Origin of the sequence: Flavonifractor sp. An82, from assembly GCF_002159265.1 — a bacterium.
Lineage (GTDB): Bacteria > Bacillota > Clostridia > Oscillospirales > Oscillospiraceae > Flavonifractor.
Genome location: NZ_NFHG01000001.1, coordinates 225,975 through 244,438, shown reverse-complemented (window position 1 = coordinate 244,438; position 18,464 = coordinate 225,975). Strand labels below are relative to the sequence as shown.

At 63.0% G+C, this 18,464-nt stretch carries 18 protein-coding genes and 1 pseudogene; 1 reads left to right on the top strand and 18 read right to left on the bottom strand.

Annotated features, from left to right (window positions below; all coding sequences use genetic code 11):
* Window positions 1-11 precede the first annotated feature (11 nt).
* From B5G34_RS01505 to B5G34_RS19360, 5 genes and pseudogenes are all read right to left on the bottom strand, one after another.
* The gene (locus B5G34_RS01505; RefSeq protein ID WP_204245889.1) at window positions 12-617 is read right to left on the bottom strand and encodes an FHA domain-containing protein; all 606 of its coding nucleotides are present in this window, start codon (window positions 615-617) and stop codon (window positions 12-14) included.
* A 451-nt stretch (window positions 618-1,068) separates the two neighbouring features.
* The gene (locus B5G34_RS01500; protein WP_087333675.1) at window positions 1,069-1,938 is read right to left on the bottom strand and encodes a radical SAM protein; all 870 of its coding nucleotides are present in this window, start codon (window positions 1,936-1,938) and stop codon (window positions 1,069-1,071) included.
* A 97-nt stretch (window positions 1,939-2,035) separates the two neighbouring features.
* Window positions 2,036-2,245, bottom strand: a pseudogene (locus tag B5G34_RS01495) (RNA polymerase subunit sigma-70); the annotation flags it as partial.
* A gap of 61 nt (window positions 2,246-2,306) precedes the next feature.
* On the bottom strand, window positions 2,307-2,819 hold the full coding sequence (locus B5G34_RS01490; RefSeq protein WP_087333674.1) for a hypothetical protein: 513 nt from the start codon (window positions 2,817-2,819) through the stop codon (window positions 2,307-2,309).
* 282 nt (window positions 2,820-3,101) lie between these two features.
* Window positions 3,102-3,908, bottom strand: a complete 807-nt coding sequence (locus B5G34_RS19360; RefSeq protein ID WP_087333673.1) for a MerR family transcriptional regulator — start codon at window positions 3,906-3,908, stop codon at window positions 3,102-3,104.
* 75 nt (window positions 3,909-3,983) lie between these two features.
* Here B5G34_RS19360 and B5G34_RS01480 point away from each other — a divergent pair, with 75 nt between their 5' ends.
* Complete coding sequence (locus B5G34_RS01480) at window positions 3,984-5,333, top strand: MATE family efflux transporter (protein ID WP_242956744.1); 1,350 nt, start codon at window positions 3,984-3,986, stop codon at window positions 5,331-5,333.
* Window positions 5,334-5,386: 53 nt separating this feature from the next.
* Here the strand turns inward: B5G34_RS01480 and B5G34_RS01475 are convergent, their stop codons facing one another.
* From B5G34_RS01475 to B5G34_RS01415, 13 genes are all read right to left on the bottom strand, one after another.
* Window positions 5,387-6,214: a Cof-type HAD-IIB family hydrolase gene (locus tag B5G34_RS01475; RefSeq protein WP_087333672.1), complete on the bottom strand. Its 828-nt coding sequence runs from the start codon at window positions 6,212-6,214 to the stop codon at window positions 5,387-5,389.
* Window positions 6,211-7,158 (bottom strand): transketolase family protein, encoded by a 948-nt coding sequence (locus B5G34_RS01470; RefSeq protein WP_087333671.1) that lies wholly within the window; start codon window positions 7,156-7,158, stop codon window positions 6,211-6,213. Before B5G34_RS01470 ends, B5G34_RS01475 begins: the two co-directional genes overlap by 4 nt.
* 3 nt (window positions 7,159-7,161) lie before the next feature.
* Window positions 7,162-8,007, bottom strand: coding sequence for a transketolase (locus B5G34_RS01465; RefSeq protein WP_087333670.1), 846 nt, complete (start codon window positions 8,005-8,007; stop codon window positions 7,162-7,164).
* A gap of 129 nt (window positions 8,008-8,136) precedes the next feature.
* Window positions 8,137-9,474: an MATE family efflux transporter gene (locus tag B5G34_RS01460; RefSeq protein ID WP_087333669.1), complete on the bottom strand. Its 1,338-nt coding sequence runs from the start codon at window positions 9,472-9,474 to the stop codon at window positions 8,137-8,139.
* Window positions 9,475-9,632: 158 nt separating this feature from the next.
* Window positions 9,633-11,030 (bottom strand): NADPH-dependent glutamate synthase, encoded by a 1,398-nt coding sequence (gltA, locus tag B5G34_RS01455; protein WP_087333668.1) that lies wholly within the window; start codon window positions 11,028-11,030, stop codon window positions 9,633-9,635.
* A gap of 14 nt (window positions 11,031-11,044) precedes the next feature.
* Window positions 11,045-11,902, bottom strand: coding sequence for a sulfide/dihydroorotate dehydrogenase-like FAD/NAD-binding protein (locus B5G34_RS01450; protein ID WP_087333667.1), 858 nt, complete (start codon window positions 11,900-11,902; stop codon window positions 11,045-11,047).
* Window positions 11,903-12,114: 212 nt separating this feature from the next.
* The gene (locus B5G34_RS01445; RefSeq protein ID WP_242956742.1) at window positions 12,115-13,017 is read right to left on the bottom strand and encodes a HAMP domain-containing sensor histidine kinase; all 903 of its coding nucleotides are present in this window, start codon (window positions 13,015-13,017) and stop codon (window positions 12,115-12,117) included.
* A gap of 64 nt (window positions 13,018-13,081) precedes the next feature.
* The gene (locus tag B5G34_RS01440; RefSeq protein ID WP_087333666.1) at window positions 13,082-13,825 is read right to left on the bottom strand and encodes a hypothetical protein; all 744 of its coding nucleotides are present in this window, start codon (window positions 13,823-13,825) and stop codon (window positions 13,082-13,084) included.
* A 23-nt stretch (window positions 13,826-13,848) separates the two neighbouring features.
* Window positions 13,849-14,604 (bottom strand): ABC transporter permease, encoded by a 756-nt coding sequence (locus B5G34_RS01435; protein ID WP_087333665.1) that lies wholly within the window; start codon window positions 14,602-14,604, stop codon window positions 13,849-13,851.
* On the bottom strand, window positions 14,597-15,517 hold the full coding sequence (locus tag B5G34_RS01430) for an ABC transporter ATP-binding protein (RefSeq protein WP_087333664.1): 921 nt from the start codon (window positions 15,515-15,517) through the stop codon (window positions 14,597-14,599). The genes B5G34_RS01435 and B5G34_RS01430 overlap by 8 nt, the downstream gene beginning before the upstream one ends.
* 82 nt (window positions 15,518-15,599) lie before the next feature.
* On the bottom strand, window positions 15,600-16,289 hold the full coding sequence (locus tag B5G34_RS01425; protein WP_087333663.1) for a response regulator transcription factor: 690 nt from the start codon (window positions 16,287-16,289) through the stop codon (window positions 15,600-15,602).
* An 11-nt stretch (window positions 16,290-16,300) separates the two neighbouring features.
* Window positions 16,301-18,025: an NFACT RNA binding domain-containing protein gene (locus B5G34_RS01420; RefSeq protein WP_087333662.1), complete on the bottom strand. Its 1,725-nt coding sequence runs from the start codon at window positions 18,023-18,025 to the stop codon at window positions 16,301-16,303.
* A complete protein-coding gene (locus B5G34_RS01415; RefSeq protein WP_087333661.1) occupies window positions 18,016-18,429 on the bottom strand; it encodes a ribonuclease III domain-containing protein in 414 nt (137 codons plus the stop codon). Before B5G34_RS01415 ends, B5G34_RS01420 begins: the two co-directional genes overlap by 10 nt.
* Window positions 18,430-18,464 lie beyond the last annotated feature (35 nt).

Sequence of the window (18,464 nt, the reverse complement as noted above, 5' to 3'; positions counted from 1 at the left end):
TTTTCTATGGGTCAGCCCAGTTCGATCTGGAACATGACCCCGGTATTGGCCAGATAAAAACGGGTGCCCACCGCCAGGGCGGCGGGATTGTTGGGGGGCAGCTGCCGCCCACCGCTGAGGAAGGTACCGTAGGTGGAGTTCAGGTCCACCAGCACCGGTGTGTTCCCCTGCCAGCGAATGGCACAGTGGTGGCGGCTGATGCCCGGGGTCTCGCCGGGAAAGCAGACGGCGCAGTCGTTGTCCCGGCCGAACATGAGCCCCTTGGGCCCGATGGGGTAGCTCCGTCCCCGCAGGGGCCCGGTGAGGCAGGTCAGCCGCAGGGAACCGGCCTGTGGCTGCGGGGTGGGGGCGTAGGTCGTTTGGTAGCTCCCGCCGGACTGGGCGGCAGGGCTCTTGCGGATAACCAGGTCATGCTTGCTCAGGAAGATCCAGCCCAGGAACACCAGCGCCAGCAGGACCGGCAGAGAGATGTGGAACAGACCGGACAGAGCACAGCACAGCAGTCCCAGCTGTCCCAGCACCGGCTTGCCCATAAACCGCCCCACCAGGAAGGGCACCAGCCCGATGAGCGCTCCCGCCAGCAGGAATGTCAGGTACACCACCAGCAAGTCTCCCATAATCGCATCCTCTCCTTCTCTTTTGGTCGGATTTTCTTTCCCTTTGGGGAAGTCTGTCATAGTTCGTCCTTTCGGGTGTTATCACAATGTCTACTGAATAAACCGCATCGCGGTTTATTCGCGCGGCTATAGCCGCGCAATTCTATAAAAACGGCCCAAAGCATCCGTTTTTATAGAATTCAGGCATTGCTGCAATGCGTATTTCCGTTGGTGCGCTTAGACGCACCAACGGAAGGTGCAAGGTTTTCCAAAAACCTTGCACCTGAACAAAGCTAACTGACCTTGAAAGCTGGTGCTTTCGAGGCATTTGCTTTGTTCTATGCGCATTATCATAGCACCTGGTATTTTCTGTGCGTCCATCCTGTTTCCGACACGAAAAAACACCGGCGGAGTCCCCTGTTCAGGGGACTCCGCCGGCGTCAGTCCGTCGAAGCGATCTTATTTTTCTTTGTCAGACCCGGCGGCTGAACTCCGGGCGGATCTTCCGTTTTCCCTCCAGGGCGGCATCAATGGCCGCCAGGAACCGCTCCCGCTCTTCTGACAGGGTTCCCTTCAGCGGAAGGTAGTTGGAGGCGTGGTCGCAGGTGAAGTGCAGCGGGTCCACCGTCAGGTTGGCCACCAGATACCGCACCTCCTCCAGAATCTCCTCCGGTCCGCAGGGCACAAACCGGCCCTCCCTCCAGTCGGCATACAGCCTGGTACCCGGCTCCAGCACCAGAGTCAGCAGCGAGAGGTGTCTGGGCTTCATGCGGTTGATGAGCTCTGTGGTGGCTCCGGCATGGTCCAAGCCTGCCCCGCTGCCTGCCAGCCCCAGCAGCACCATGGCCCACAGGTCCAGTCCGGCCTCCCGCAGCATCACGCCGGCCCGGAGCATCTGCGCCCCGTCCACTCCCTTCCCGATCTGCCGAAGCAGGGTATCACTGCCCGTCTCCACCCCCAGATAGGCACGGGTCAGCCCGGCCTTCCGCAGCGCCCGCAGCTCCTCCGGCGTCTTGCGCAGGGTGGAGCAGGGACCGGCGTAAATCCCCACCTTCTGCAGGGAGGGAAAGGCTTCGTAAAGGGCCCGGAGTATCCGCAGCAGGTCCTCCGTTGGCATGCCGATGGCGTCGCCGTCACACAGAAAGACCCGGGTCAGGTCTCCGTAATAGGCCTTGGCCATCCGGATATCTTCCAAAATATCCGCTGTGGGGCGGACATGAAATACTTTATCCTTATACATTCCGCAAAATGTGCAGGCATTGTGGGAGCAGCCCACCGTTGCCTGGAGCAGGTAGCTGTGCCGCTCCCCCGGCGGGCGATAAATGGTCCCCTCATACCGCATGTTGTCTCCTCCGCTCCTGTTTCTTTTCATTGATCCTTATCATAGCATATCCCGTGCTTTCTGAACAGAGCGATATGCGGCTGATTGGTCCTTTGCAATATCCCTTCTTAACGATATGGGCCACCAGGCGCAGGTTGTGCTCAATGAGCTTGTTGCGTGCCTCCAGGTCTCCCTGGGCGGCCAGTTCCAGACATTGCCGCTCCTCCTCCGCCTTCAGGGGCCGGGGAAAGGAGCCGTTTCCCCCGCCGGACAGGCGCAGGGTGAAGAAAAACTGGTTGAGCAGCAGCAGGATCCATGCAGGAATCATTTGTCACACCTCCATGGTCCCACTGTATTCCGACAACCTTTGTCCCTATACGGTTCTCGGTCTATTGGCCGGTCAGCCCATGAATCAGCTCCTGCTGGCCGATGCCCCAGAAATGGTCCTGAGAGATCTCCTCCTCCGTCCGGGCAAAATACCGCCATTGGCTCTCATCCTGCCGCCCGGCGTCCCACGTGGTATCAAAATAGCGGTATGCTCCATCCAGCAGGGCGCAATTCCACATATGCTCCTCCCCACCAAGGGCGGCATTGGCCGCCTCCACCAGCTCCGCCAGGCTGCCCACCTCCACCGCGCCCTCCGGCACACCGTCCGGGTAGCCCAGCCGGTAGGGCATATAGGAGATCCTGCACACGGTCCCCTCGGCGCCATCCGTACACTCCAGTGCATAGGCATATTTCAGTTCCGGCCGGTCGCTCAGCACCTGGTTGGAAGCATTCTGGAGCAGAATGGAGCGGTCCTGAAGGGACATATCTTCCTGGGCAAAGCGGAAGGTCAGCTCCCCCACCAGCCCTTCATAGGCCCGCTCCAGGATCTTGGCCGCCTTCTCCTGAGAACGCACCGGATAGACCTCATCCATCGGGTCCGAAGGGACAGGCGTCTCGCACTGGACGGGGGACGGAGTCACAGGACCGGGCTGCCGGTTTTCACGGCGTCGGGCGGAGTCTGGGAACAGCCGCCCAGGCATATTGCGGCCAAAATCGTCAGGACAGCGGCGGTCATACCTCTTGTTGCCATATTCATATCCTCCTGCCAAGCATTGCATCCGACGGGAGACCCCCGTCATCTCATAGACGGGACGCCGCTGTAAAAAGTTGCCTGGGAGCCATCCTGCGCCCCCCTTTTACGGGGTACACAGCCGCACCTGAAGCTCGGTGACATATTCCTCCGGGTGGTTGGTGTCGTGGGCGTCGATGCGGTAGAGCTCCAGGGGCGCCCCCTCCGGCGCACGGCCTGCCGCCCGGATCCCGGCCAGCAGGGTGCCCATATGCTCCTCCATCCGGTCATATTCCCCCCGGTAGTACAGCCGGGCATACTTCCCCGCCGGCAGCACGTCGTCATAGGGCAGCCCGGGGCTGGTCAGGAAAAACACCCGGGAGAAGTGGTTAAAGATCCCTTTTTTCAGGCTCTCCTCGTCCACCTGGGCCCCCATGCACTGGCTGCCGATGACCTGGATGTAGTCCTGGTGGCGCTGCTCCAGCCGCTTGAGCTGGAAGTCCACCTCCTTCTCCAGGATAAAATCTTTTTCCAGAAACACATAGGGCCGCTCCGGCTCCCGGACCAGCTCCACCTGCCCGGCCTCCACCTCCCGGTAGCGCTCCAGCCGTGCCCGGCGCTCCGCCGCCTCCTTGCGGGCCGCCTCCAGCTCCTCCATCCGGCGCTTGAGCAGCCCCTCCTCCCGGTCCAGCAGCTCCAGGGTCTCCCCCACGCTCCGCCGCTCCAGATAGGCCCGGATGGAGCGGGTGGGAATGCCCAGCTCCCGGAGGGCACGGATGATATTTAAGGTACACACGTCCTGAATGCCGTACATCCGGTACCGGTTCTCCCCCCGTACCGGGTGGAGCAGCCCCTTTTCCTCATAATACCGCAGGGTATCCGGACACAAGTCAAACAATTTTGCCAATTCATGGATCTGATAAAACTCTTTCAACTTTTTTGCCTCCCGCTCTTGACTCTCGGATAGTACGAGGGTTTATCATATTCCCAACAAGAGGAGGTTTTACCCGTGAATCTGGTCTCTAAATTTTTCAAGTTCACCATTCCGTCCATCGTCTCCATGTGGATCTTCTCCCTCTACTCCATGGTAGACGGCATCTTCGTCTCCTGGGGCGTGGGAGAGCACGCCCTGACGGCGGTCAACCTGTCCCTGCCCTTTGTGTCGCTGATCTTTACCCTGGGCATCCTGCTGGCCACCGGCACCTCCACCATCCTGTCCATCGCCCTGGGGCAGGGGGATGTGGAGAAGGCGCGCAACTATTTCAACCAGAACCTGTTTGTAGTCATCGTCACCACCGTGATCCTGTCGGTCATCGTCCTGCTCAACCTGGACTGGGTGGCGCATTTCCTGGGCTCCGCCCCGGAGAACCACCACCTGGTGAAGGAGTATGTGGGCGTCATCGCCGCCTTCTCCGTGTTTTTCACGGTGTCCTATAACCTGGAGGTACAGGTCAAGGCCGACGGCGCCCCCCATGTGAGCATCATCGGCGTCACCTCCTGCGGCCTGATGAACGTGCTGCTGGACTATATTTTCGTCATGCACTTCCACTGGGGGGTGTGGGGCGCGGCCCTGGCCACCGGCCTGTCCCAGGCCACGTCCACCCTGGTGTTTGTGGTCTACTTCCTGACCCACCGCTACCCCCTGCGGTTCGGTAGATTCAAGCCCGACTTCGGGGCCTACCGCCGCATCATCCCCCTGGGCACCGCCGACGGCCTGAGCGAGCTGTCCAACGGCTTCGTCATGTTCCTGTTCAACCACATCATCCAGCGGGTCATCGGCCTGGACGCCCTGGTGTCCTACACCATCATCGGCTACGTGAACACCCTGGTGATCAACTGCATGATCGGCATTGCCCACGGCATTCAGCCCCTGTCCAGCTTCCACCTGGGGGCCGGGGAGCGGCACATGTGCCACAAGTTCCTTGCCTTCGGCGTGCGCACCGCCGCCGTGTTCGCGGTGATCTTCTTCGCGGGCTGCCAGCTGCTGGCCGCTCCGATTGTGGGCATGTTCCTGGAGCATGACAGCGCCCTCTTCGCCAGCTCGGTGTCCGCCCTGCGGCTCTATTCCTTCGCCTTCCTGCTGGTGGGCTTCAATGTGGTGGTGTCCGGATTCTTCACCGCCATGGAGCATCCGTTCCCCTCCCTGACCATCTCCTTCGGCCGGGGCCTGGTACTCATCGCCGGGTGCCTGCTGGTGCTCTCCTCCCTCTTCGGTGCTACCGGTATCTGGCTCTCCCCCCTGGCGTCCGAGGCCATCTGCCTGGTGTCCACGCTCTTCTTCCTGGTGCGGTATTTCCGCCGCGTCCGGCAGGAGGACGTGGTAAAGGAGCAAACCCCGGAGACGGAACCGCTGGCATAACCCTCCCCCTGTGAAAACGGCGCATGGCTGAGGCCATGCGCCGTTTTGTTGTGTCAGGTGTCCAGGAAGTACCGCTCCACCGCCATGGCCACGCCGGCCTCCGTGTTAGAGCCGGTGACATAGCGCGCGGCGGCCTTGGCCTCGTCGCTGGCATTGCCCATGGCGAAGGACCAGCCCGCCCAACGCAGCAGCTCCAGGTCGTTGCCCGCGTCGCCGAAGGCCATGACCTGCTCGGGCGCCAGGCCCAGCCTGGCGCACAGGGCCTGTACCGCCGAGCCCTTGTTGACGCCGGTGGCGGTGAGCTCCATGTTCTCCCCAAAGGAAGTGGTCACCGCCAGGGGGCCGCAGGCGGCCACCGCGTCCAGCAGCTCCTGCCGCCGCTCAGGAGGCACATGGAAGATGTGGATCTTCTCCACGTCCTTCCCCTCCAGGGCGGCGTTCAGATCCTCCGGAAAGTGGGAGCAGGTCCGCAGCACCTGGGAAAACTCCGGAGACAGGGCGCTGCTCACCACCTGCTCGGTGCGGTCGTGCTGGATGTAGTTCTCCCCCTCGCAGTAGACCTCGAAGGGCAGGCCCCAGTCCAGCAGCAGGGTGAGGATGGTACGGCGGGCGGAGGGGTCCATGGGGCGACGGTAGAGCCACTCCCCTGACGGGATGTCCAGCACCGCCGCGCCGTTGGAGAGCACGGCGTACCGGGTGACCCCAATCTGGGCGTGGACCCCCTGGAGGAGGGCCCAGGCCCGGCCGCTGGCGATGGCCACCGCCGCCCCCCGCTCAGACGCGGCACGAAGGGCCGCCACATTGCGGGGAGGCACCGTGGCGTGGTCGTCGTCCAGCAGGGTGCCGTCCATATCCAGGCAGATCAGACGGATATCGCTCATTTCTTCAGCTTCAGGGCCTGGCGCACCTTCTCAATGATGCCGTTGGTGGTAAGGCCGTAGGCCTCCAGCACCGCCTTGGCCTCGCCGGAACGGCCGAACTGGTCGTTGACGCCGTGGCGCACCACGGGCACGGGGCAGTGCTCAGCCACAAACTCAGCCACAGCGGAACCCAGGCCGTTGATGACGCTGTGCTCCTCGGAGGTGACGATGCAGCGGGTCTCCAGGGCAGCCTTCAGCACGATCTCCCCGTCCAGAGGCTTGATGGTGTGCATGTCGATGACCCGGACAGAGATGCCCTCCTCCGCCAGCTTCTGGGCGGCGGCATAGGCCATCTGAACCATCATGCCGGTGGCGATGACGGTGACGTCGCTGCCGTCCCGCAGCAGGGAGCCCTTGCCCAGCTGGAAGGTGTAGCCGGGCACCTCGTCGGTGATGCTGTCCACCGCCAGGCGGCCCAGGCGCATGTAGGCGGGGCCGTCATAGTCCAGCAGAGCCTTCACCGCCAGGCGCATCTCGGGGCCGTCGCAGGGGGAGACCACCATCATGTTGGGGATGGAGCGCATGAGGGCGTAGTCCTCGATGCACTGGTGGGTGGCGCCGTCCTCGCCCACGGACAGGCCGCCGTGGGAGCCCACGATCTTCACGTTGAGCCGGGGATAGGCCACGGAGTTGCGCACCTGCTCATAGGCCCGGCCGGCGGCGAACATGGCAAAGGTATTGGTGAAGGGCTTCTTGCCGCAGGCGGCCAGACCGGCGGCCACGCCGGTCATGTTGGCCTCGGCAATGCCCATGTTGTAAAAGCGCTCGGGGAAGGCCTTGGCAAAAAACGCGCTCTGGGTGGAGCCGGACAGGTCGGCGTCCAGCACCACCAGGTCGGGATACTGCTCGCCCAGCTCGGCCAGGGCCTTTCCGTATGCCACGCGGGTGGCGATCTTCTCACTCATGGCTTACTTTCCCTCCAGTTCCGCCAGCGTCGCGGCCAGCTCCGCATGGGCCTGTTCATACTGCTCGTCGTTGGGGGCCTTGCCGTGCCAGCCGTAGTTCCCCTCCATGAAGGAGACCCCCTTGCCCTTGACGGTCTTGGCCAGCAGCACGGTGGGCTTGCCCCTGCAGGCGGCAGCGGCGTTGAAGGCCTCCTCCAGGGCGTTGAAGTCGTGGCCGTCCACGTGGATCACGTTCCAGTTGAAGGCCTCGAACTTCTTGTCCAGAGGCTCGGAGGGCATGACGTCGGCGGTGGCGCCGTCGATCTGCAGGCCGTTGACGTCCACGATGGCGCACAGGTTGTCCAGGTGGTACTTGGCGGCGGACATGGCGGCCTCCCACACCTGGCCCTCCTCGATCTCGCCGTCGCCCAGCAGGGCATACACACGGTAGTCCTTCTGGTCGGCCTTGCCCGCCAGGGCCATGCCCACGGCGGCGGAGATGCCCTGGCCCAGGGAGCCGGTGGACATGTCCACGCCCCTGACGTGGCGCATCTCAGCGTGGCCGGACATCTCACCCTTGATGGAGCGGAAGAGCTTCAGGTCCTCCACGGGGAAATAGCCCTTCAGCGCCAGATTGGGGTAGAGGGCGGGGGTACAGTGTCCCTTGGACAGCACGAAGCGGTCCCGGTCGGGGTCCCGGGGATGGGCGGGATCCACCCGCATCACATGACCGTACAGGGTGGTAATGATGTCCATGGAGGACAGGGAGCCGCCGATGTGGCCGGAGGCCGCGTCGTGGACCATGTCCATCGCCAGCAGGCGGGCACGGGCAGCTGTGACGGCCAGTGCGTGGACCTTTGACTGTTCCATTCGATTCACCTTTCCATTCTGTGGGCCCGGAGGGCCAATATTATCTGAATCCTAGTATACCTGAGAAAACTGCACGTTTCAACCATCGGCTTACAAAAAAACGCGGGTATTCCACCCGCGTTTTTTGTCTTACTGAACATGCTTGGGCTTCATCCAGCGCTTGGAGCGGTAGAACCAGTATCCCACCGGCACCGAGCTGGACACGGCAATGCCGCAGGCCAGATAGACGCCGTAGATGCCGATGAAGTGCTCCAGCACCACCGCCAGCACCAGCCGCACCACGATGCAGTTGAGGAAGGAGTTCCACATGATGAACACCGTGTGGCCCGAACCGGTGGCCAGGGTATTGTAGGTGAACATGCCGGCGTAGAAGAGCTGGCAGATGATCTCGATGCGCAGGTTGATGACCGCCCAGTGCTGTACCTCCGGGTCGGGGGTAAAGATCATCACCAGCCAGGGGGCCAGCACCTCGGCCAGCAGGATAATGACGGCGGCCATGCCCAGGGAGAGCTTCATACAGGTCTTCATCACCTGCTCGGCACGGTCATACAGCTTGGCGCCCAGGCACTGGGCGCACATGGTGCCGGCGCCGGTGGTGAGGGCGGACAGGAAGAGCTGGCAGAAATCCCGGATCTTGTTGGAGGCCCCGTTGGCGGCGGACACCACCACGCCGTACTTGTTCACCAGGGTGAGCACCACCAGCCAGGAGACGCTGGCGATGGTCCACTGGAGGGCCACCGGCAGGCCCAGCTTCAGGGTGGCGCCCACCATCCGGCGCTCCGGCTTCAGGTAGCGCAGCTGCAAACCCAGGCTCTCCCGGTGGCGCAGGCTGAACACCAGGGCGGTGACAAAGGACACCGCCTGGCCGATGATGGTGGCCAGGGCGGCACCCGCCACCCCCATCCGCCACACCGCTACAAAGAGGATGTCCAGGATCACGTTCAGGCTCACCGACGCGATGATGCAGTACAGCGGGATGCGGGAGTTGCCCACGCCCCGCAGGATGGCCGACAGGGCGTTATAGCCGAAGATGAACAGCAGGCCGATGCCGCAGATCCCCAGGTAGGCCACCGATTCCTCCATGGCGGGGGCCTTCAGCAGCACCAGGAAGGGCCGGGCCAGCAGCAAAACCATGGCGGTAAACAGAATACCGGCAATGGCGCCCACCGTCAGGGTGTTGCCCGCCGCCTTCTTCCGCTCCTCCTCATCGCCGCTGCCGAAGTAGCGGCCCACCAGGATGTTGCCGCCTACCGTCAGGCCGATGGCCAGCTGGGTCAGCATATTCATAATGACGCTGGAGGTGTTGATGGCCGAGATTCCCACATCACCGATGAAGTGGCCGGCAATGATGATGTCTGTAATGGAATAGATGGCCTGCAATAAGCTGGAGGCCACCAGGGGCATGGCGTAGCGGATCAGCTTCCTGCTGACGCTGCCCTGGGTCAGGTCATTTTGAAGGGCGGGCATTCCACTCTCTCCTTTTTCTCTGTCTCATACGGAGTATAGTGTACCTCTCCCCCGCCCCGCCCGCAACCCCCACCTTTTGCACAGCAGCTTTCCTTTTAGTAACTGTTCTGAATGGAAAAAGGGACCCGCCCCGGCTATGGGGCAGGTCCCTTGGAAGCTTACTTGCTGTGCTTTTTGGTGAGGTACTCGTGCATGGAGGCGGCGGCCTTCTTGCCGGCGCCCATGGCCAGGATGACGGTGGCAGCGCCGGTCACGGCGTCGCCGCCGGCGTACACGCCCTCGCGGCTGGTAGCCATGGTCTCCTCGTCCACCTGGAGGCAGCCCTTCTTGTTGGTCTCCAGGCCGGGGGTGGTGGACCGGATCAGGGGGTTGGGGCTGGTGCCCAGGCTCATGACCACGGTATCCACTTCCAGGTTGAAGTTGGAGCCCTCCACCACCTTGGGGGCACGGCGGCCGCTCTCGTCGGGGGCGGCAAGGCGCATCTTCACGCACTCCAGGCCGCCCACCTTGCCGGTGCCGTCGTCCAGCACCCGCACGGGGTTGGTGAGGAGCATGAACTCGATGCCCTCCTCTTTGGCGTGGTGGACCTCCTCCTTACGGGCGGGCATCTCCTCCTCGTCACGGCGGTAGAGGACATACACGTGCTTGGCGCCCATGCGCTTGGCGCAGCGGGCGGCGTCCATGGCCACGTTGCCGCCGCCGATGATGGCGGCGGAGCCGGAGATCTTCAGGGGGGTGTCATAGCCCTCCCGGTAGGCCTTCATCAGGTTGATACGGGTCAGGTACTCGTTGGCGGAGTACACGCCCGCCAGGGTCTCGCCCTCGATGCCCATGAACATGGGCAGGCCGGCGCCGGAGCCGATAAACACGGCCTCGTAGCCCTCCTCAAACATCTCGTCGATGTCGAAGGTCTTGCCGATGACCATGTCGGTCTCCAGGTCCACGCCCAGAGCGGTCAGCTTATCCACCTCGTTCTGGACAATGGCCTTGGGCAGACGGAACTCGGGGATGCCGTACACCAGCACGCCACCGGCAGTATGGAAGGCCTCGAAAATGGTAACCTCATAGCCGTGCTTGGCCAGGTCGCTGGCGCAGGTCAGGCTGGCAGGGCCGGAGCCCACCACCGCCACCTTGATGCCGTTGGTCTGGGGCTTTTCCGGCATGGCGTTGATGTTCTCCCGGTACCAGTCGGCCACAAAGCGCTCCAGACGGCCGATGGCCACCGGCTCGCCCTTGATGGCCCGGACGCAGCGGGCCTCACACTGGCTCTCCTGGGGGCACACCCGGCCGCTGACGCTGGGCAGGGCGTTGGTGTCGGAGATGATATCATAGGCGGCCTTGAAATCGCCCTCGGCCACCTTGGCAATAAACTCGGGGATGCGGATGTTCACGGGGCAGCCGCCCACGCAGGGCTTATGCTTGCAGTTGAGGCAGCGGGTGGCCTCCTCCATGGCCATCTCGGCGGTATAGCCCAGGGAAACCTCCTGGAAATTGTGGTTGCGCACATTGGGGTCCTGCTCCGGCATGGGGACCTTCTTCAAACTCATATTAGGCATGTTGTCAGTCCTCCTTACTGGATCATTTCCTTGGCAAGCTGGTCCATGCGGCAGGCGTGGCGCTCCTTCTCCTCCGCCTCCTGGGCACGGTACACGGCGTTGCGGTTCATCAGCTCATCAAAGTCCACCTCGTGGCCGTCAAAGTCGGGGCCGTCCACGCAGGCAAACTTCATCTTGCCGCCCACAGTGACGCGGCAGCCGCCGCACATGCCGGTGCCGTCGATCATGATGGGGTTCAGGGACACGATGGTCTTGATGCCATAGGGCTCGGTGGTCTTGGACACAAACTTCATCATGGGGATGGGGCCGATGGCGATGACGGCGTCATAGTGGACGCCGGAGTCAATGAGCTCCTTCAGCTTCACGGTGACGAAGCCCTGCTCGCCGTAGGAGCCGTCGTCGGTCATGATATAGCAGTGGTCGCTCACCGCCTTGAACTCGTCCTCCAGGATCACGATGTCCTTGGAGCGGAAGCCGGCAATGACGTCCACCTCGATGCCCTCGGCATGGCAGGTCTTGGCCTGGGGATAGGCAATGGCGCAGCCTACGCCGCCGCCCACCACGCAGACCCGCTTGGCGCCCTCAGGCAGCTCGGTGGGCAGGCCCAGGGGGCCCACGAAATCCTGAATGTGGTCGCCCTCGTTCAGGTCGGCCAGCAGCTCGGTGGTCAGACCCACCTTCTGGAAGATAATAGTAATGGTGCCCTTCTCCCGGTCATAGTCGGCGATGGTCAGAGGGATGCGCTCCCCCTGCTCATCCAGGCGCAGGATGATAAACTGCCCGGCCCGGGCCTTCTTGGCAATGAGAGGGGCCTCTACCTCCAGCAGGGTGACGCTGGGGTTGAGTACCTTTTTCCGTACGATCTTTACCATGTTGATTCAACCTCTTCTTCTCTGCGGTCTGTAGTGCGGCCCTTCCTGGGACGCCGCTTCCAGCCATTCCAATTATGACTGACCAGTTTAAAATCCTACAGCCCCAACGGTTTGCGGCCTTTCCAGTCATACGGATACACGATATCAGCTTTCCCCTGCTTTGTCAAGCGGGAATCACCGCCTTTGGCGGTTATGACAAACAAACCCACCCCTTACAGAGGCCAGGTCACCCGGATGGCAAACATGCCGTCCTCCAGGGCCGCCGTCACCCCGCAGCCCATCTGCTGGGTCAGGGTCTTGACGATGGCCAGACCCAGGCCGGTGTTGCGGCCGGTGCGCATCTTATCCGAGGTAAAGAACCGGTCGAACACCCGGGGCAGATCCTCCTCGGTCAGCTCGTCGGTCTCATTGGCAAAGAGGCTCACCACCTGCTCCCCCTCCCGGTAGAGCTTGATGGTCATGCGTCCCCTGCCGTGGTCCAGGGCGTTGCGGATCAGGTTGGTGAACACCCGCAGCACCCCGCCGCTGTCGGCCTGCACCGGGGGCAGGTTCTCCTCCAGCTCCACCGTCATGTCAAAGCCCTTATCGGTGAAATCGTTGTAGAAGGCGGCCAGCAGGCCGGACAGGCTGGTATAGAGATTGACTGGCTCCCGCTCCAGGGGGTACTCGCCCCCCTCCAGCCGGGACAGATCGTAAAAGCCGGTGATGAGGCTCTGGAGGGCACGGGCACGGCTCTCCACCACCGCCAGATACTCCCGCCGCTCCTCCTCCGGCAGGTCCTCCCCCTCCATCAGCTGGAGGTAGCCCAAAATGGAGGTCAGAGGGGTGCGCAGGTCGTGGGACACGTTGGCGATCTGCTGGCGGAGGGAGCGCTCCCGCTCCAGCCAGTGGGACTGATCCTCCCGCCGCTGCTCCAGCAGCCGGTTGACCTCCTCCAGCAGTTCCTCCGCCGCCCGGTTGGGCACCGCCATCCGCAGCCGGGTGGTGCTGTCTCCCCGGACCAACTCCTCCAGCTGCGCCGCAGCCTCCTTCAGAGCCCTGTGCTGGGTCCACACCCACAGTCCCAGGCCGGCGCAGACCACCGCCAGCAGGATGCATAACAGGACGATCCCCATGGTCCCCTCTCCTTTCCAGCCCAAGCGGGCGTGCCGCCATTGCGGCACGCCCGTCGGCTCCTTCTTATTTGATTTCCTTTTTGCCCAGACAGAACAGGCCCAGGCCCGTGGTGGCCGCCAGCCAACCCAGTCCGATGGCCCAGCACCACACCTGATACTCCCAGGTAATCCAGCCCGACAGATAGTTGGGCATCAGCAGGGACATGGGCATCAGGACGGCCTGGATCAGGTTGCTCATTCGGCCAGTGGTAAAAGTGGCAATGAGGGCCACCAGAATGGGCTGGCCGAAAAAGGTGAGCACATAGTAGATGGACAGCCACCCTGCCGTACTGGGGATGAGCATGGCCATCATATGGCACAGGCTGTACACGCCGCACCAGATGGGAAGGGCCCCCAGCAGGGTGAAGCCCACCACGCCCAGGGCTGTCAGGTCCTCCTCCGGGCTGTGGGGCAGCACCAGCCAGCCCGTCAGCAGATAGCCCCCCAACAGCAGCAGGCACAGCCCCAGCCCCAGCAGCAGGCCGGTGACCAGCTTGCCCAGATAGATCCGCCCCCGGCCCACGCCGAAGGAGACCTCGTTCTTCAGGGTACTGATGGAGCTGCCGTCCACCAGCTGAGTGAGCAGCGGTGCCACCAGCAGCCCCAGCAGCATGGTGGTGGTAGCGGCAGAGGCCATCTGGTAAAAGGCCTCCGCCGACAGCATCAGCACAGTAAACAGGCCGGTGAGGACCACCAGAATGAGGACCAGCACATAGGTCCCCTTGTGCCGGAAGGCTTTCCACAGCTCGGCCTTACTATAATTGAGCACGGTCTTCCCTCCCGGCTCCGCCCTCAGCGGATCTCTTTTTTCTGGAACACGATCATTCCCACAACAATGGAGCCCACCAGCAGGGCCAGACCCACGATCCAGCACTGGCCCACATAGTCCCACTGGAAGGCGTGATTGCGCAGGGCTTCCAGCATCACGGCAGGCATGAACTGCCGGATGGTCTCAAAGACGGGGTTTATGAGCAGGCCGCACAGCTGAAGGACGGGGGGCAGCACGCCCAGCAGGGCCACCGCCACAAAGGCGGCCAGGGTGGTGTTGCGCACCAGGAAGTAGCAGGCCAGCACCAGGCCCTGAGCGCCCAGCCACAGGGGCAGGGACCCGGCCAGGGTGTAGCCGATGGCCTGGAGCGCCATCCCATCGCTTTCGTTGTGGGGCAGCAGCAGCCAGCAGCCGCCAATGTAAAACACGGTCATCACCACGGCGGCGACCAGCGCCACCAGGGTGGCCACCGTCAGCTTGCCCAGGTAGATGCGCCAGCGGGGCACTCCAAAGGCCACCTCATTTTTCAGGGTGTTGTACTTGTACTGCTCGGAAAAGACCATGTCGCCGGTGAGGATGGTGGCGTACAGGCCAATGCTCAGCAGCATGACCATGGTGATGGCGGCGGAGTAGAAGTCCATGCCGGTATTGCCGTTGGACCAGGTAAACCAGCTGCCCCACACGATGAGCCCCTCCAGGGCCAGCGCCACCAGCAGGGACAGATAGAAATACTTTCTATGAAACACTTTGTAGCATTCAGCGGCCAGATAGTTACGCATGGCGGACACCTCCGATCATGGACAGGAAGTAGTCCTCCAGGTTGGCGCCCCGGCTCTCAAGGGAGTGCAGGGCCACGCCCCCCTCCACCAGCACACGGGACACCGTCTGGGGCTGGTCCAAAAAGCTGTACAGCCGCAGCGTGCCGCCGGGCAGCACCTCATAGTCCCGGGTGCCCAGCTGCTGCTCCAGCACCAGGGCGGCGGCGGAGGCGTCCCCCACCTGGACCTCGATGCAGGCCCGGCACTTCTCCTCCAGGGCCCGGGCGGTGATCTGCTCCAGCATGACTCCCTTGTCGATGAAGCCGTAGCAGGTGGCCAGATTGGCCAGCTCGGGCAGGATGTGGCTGGAGATGAGAATGGTGGTCTGCCGCTCCTGATTGAGCTTGAGCAGCAGGTTGCGGAACTCCACGATGCCCTCCGGGTCCAGGCCGTTGATGGGCTCGTCCAGCAGCAGGAAGTCGGGCCGGTTCATCAGGGCCAGGGCCAGACCCAGCCGCTGCTTCATGCCCAGGGAGAAGTTTTTAAAGACCTTCTTCCCGGTGTCCGCCAGGTCGGTCTCCTCCAGCACCTGGTCCACCGTCCCCTTGCCGGGGATGCCCCGCTGGAGGCGGTAGTACTCCAGATTCTGCCGGGCGGTGAGGTAGGGATAGAAGCTGGGGGTCTCCACCATGACCCCGGTGCGGGCGCGCAGCTTCAGCAGGTCCTTTCCCGTGGCGCCGAAGAGGGAGATCTCCCCCGCCGTGGGCGCGGTCTGTCCGGTGATCATGCGGATGATGGTGGTCTTGCCTGCGCCGTTGCGGCCCACCAGGCCGTAGATCTGACCCTTCTGTACGGTAAGCTCCACCCGGTCAACCGCCAGGTGGGAACCGTATCGCTTGGTCAGGCTCTTGGTGGCCAATACGGTATCTGTCATTGGGCATCAGCCTTTCTCTTGGATTGTGATGCCAGTATACAGGCAAGTCAATAATTGGTCTTTAAGCAAAGGTGAAGAATGTTTAAAGATCGCTGAGCTTGAAGCCGATACCCCACACCGTTTTGATATATTCAGTGGGACTGGCCTTGGCCAGCTTGGAGCGCAGGTTGGAGATGTGGACGTTCACCGTGTTGTCGTCCCCCATGTACTCCCCGCCCCACACCTGCTGGTAGAGCTCCTCCCGGGTGAACACCTTCTTGGGATGCTCCATGAGCAGGGCCAGAATACGGAACTCCCGGGCGGTGACGGCCACCGGCTTGCCTGCGGCGGTGACGGCCACCCCCTCCTTGTCCAGCTTCAGGTCCCCGTGGGTGAGCACTGCGCCGCCGGTGCCCCGGTCGAACTGCTTGTACCGGCGCAGCTGGGCCTCCACCCGGGCCAGCACCTCCATATTGTCAAAGGGCTTGGGAATGAAGTCGTCCGCCCCCAGTTTGAGCACATTGACCCGGTCCTCCAGTCCCGCCTTGGCGGAGAGGACGATGATGGGCATGGTCTTGCGCTGGCGGAGCTGGGCAATGAACTCCTCCCCGGTGAGGCCGGGGAGCATCAGGTCCAGCAGCACCAGGTCGTAGTCGTACTGCTCCGCCCACAGGGCGGCCTCGCTGCCGGAATAGGCGGGGCGGCAGTCATACCCCGCCCCGGTCAGAATCCTGCACAGCAGATTGTTGATGTCCTGGTCGTCTTCCACCACTAAAATATGACAGGTCTCCATGTCGCTCCTCCCTATTTGACCCTCAAACGGCGGGCCAGTTCGTGGTCCGGGTCCACCACGGCGGTCTGGTAGGTGGTGTACACCACCATGCCCGGCCGGGCCCCGGCAGGCTTCTTCACATACTTCACCGGCGTATAGTCCACCGGCACCCGGGTGCTGTCCCCCGCCTGGGAGAAGGTGGCCGCCAGAATGGCCGCCTCGGTGAGGCTCTGGGCGTCGGCCTCGCCCCCCTCCAGCCACAGGATCACATGGGAGCCGTGGATCTTCTGGGTGTGGAGCCAGATGTCGCTCTTGTAGGCCAGCTTGGTGGTGAGCTGATCGTTCTGGCTGTTGTTCTTGCCCACGGTGATGCGCAGACCGGCGGTGGAGCGGAACTCCATAGGCTTGCCCGCCACCTTTTTCTCCCGCTTGGCGGCGGTCTTGGCACGGCGGAGATAGCCGGTGTCGGTGAGCTCCTGCCGGATCTCCCCCAAATCCCGCTCTCCCTCCGCCAGGCGGATGTTCTCCAGCACGCTGTTGAGATACTCCAGCTCCTTCTCACCCTTCTCGATCTGAATGGTGAGCATCTCCTCCGCCTTCTTGGCCTTGTTGTAGTCCTTATAATATTTGGCGGCGTTCTGCTGGGGGGTGAGCAGGGGGTCCAGCCTGATGTCGATCTCCCCATACTCCGGGTCGTAAAAATTCTGGGCATGGAGCACCGCCATCCCCTTCTCCATCCGGTGGAGGTTGGAGGTGATGATGTCCCCCTGCTCCCGCAGCTTTTCCCGGTCAAAGGTGGCAGTCAGCTCCTTCTCCTGGTTGGCCAGCTTGCGGGCGGTGCGGTCCCGGGCGTTGCTTACCGCCTTCACCAGATCCTGGCCCCGCTGGCGTACCCGCTCCGCCGCCTCCCGGCGCTCATAGAAGCCGTCCAGCAGGGCGGAGAAGCTGTCCTGGCGGATGCTCTCGGTCTCAGGGCCGTACTGGAGGATGGGCAGGAAGGAGAAATCCACCGGCTTGCCCTCCCGGACCAGCAGATAAGCTGTAAAGTCATTTCGCTGTACAGTATTTTGCAGCTTGAGCAGCTCCCGGACCAGGCCCTCCTCTCCCCCGGCCCGGAAGACGATTTCCCGGGCAATCAGGGGAGAAAAGCCGGTAAAGGTGTCCATCAGCAGCTTTTCCGGCTCTTTTCCCATGGGATTGTCCAGCGCCGCACGCAGCTGCTCTTCATCAATCGTAAAGGGATTCAGCTTGTCAGGCGCGGCAGGAGGCCGGTAGAACAAACCGGGCAGCACCTGCCGCTGTCCCTTTGAGAGATCGCCGTCAATGCGGCGGATGCAGTCGATGATCCGCCCCTCCCCGTCCAGCAGGATCAGGTTGGCGGAGCGGCCCATGGCCTCCAGCACCAGGCGGCGCTCCACCCGGTCTCCCAGCTCGTCGATGGTCTCCAGTTTGAAGTCCAGAATGCGCTCCAGAGGGGGCTGGTTCAGCTCCAGGATGCGGCCGCCCAGCAGGTGCTTGCGCAGCAGCATGCAGAACATGGGGGGCTTGTCCGGATTCTCCCGGTTCAGGGCGGTGAGGTGAGCTCTGGGGTGGCCGGGATTGGCGGAGAGCAGCAGCTTCAAATTCTCCCCTTGCCCACGGAGGAAGAGCACGATCTCATCCCGGGTGGGCTGATAGATCTTGTCGATCTTCCCTCCCACCACGGCCCGGCGGAGCTCCTCCGCCACGGCGGTCAGGCACAGTGCGTCTAACGGCATTCCTCTTCCTCCATCATCACGGCAAACAGTTGGTTGAGCCGGTCGGTGCGGCCCTGGAGCCACAGCCAGCCGAACAGGGCCTCCAGGCCGGTGGCGGCCTGATAGTCCGCCCGGCTGGCGTTCTGGGGCACGCTGTGGGGGCTGGTGTTGCGGCCCCGGCGGAACACGTCGTGCTCCTCCTCCTCCAGCAGGGGGAGGATCTTCTCCACCGCCCTGGCCTGGGCGGGAGCGGCCACATAGCGGACGGTGGCCCGGTGGAGGCCCTTGGAGGTGGCCTTGCCGTGGAGGCACAGCCAGGAGCGCACCATCAGCTCAAAGACCCCGTCCCCCAGATGGGCCAGGCCCAGGGAGCTGATCCCCCGAATGAGCTCCGGCTCGGCATTTAAATGAAAATAGTCGGTCATAGTCCATTCCTCATTTGTAGATGGGATTTCATTGT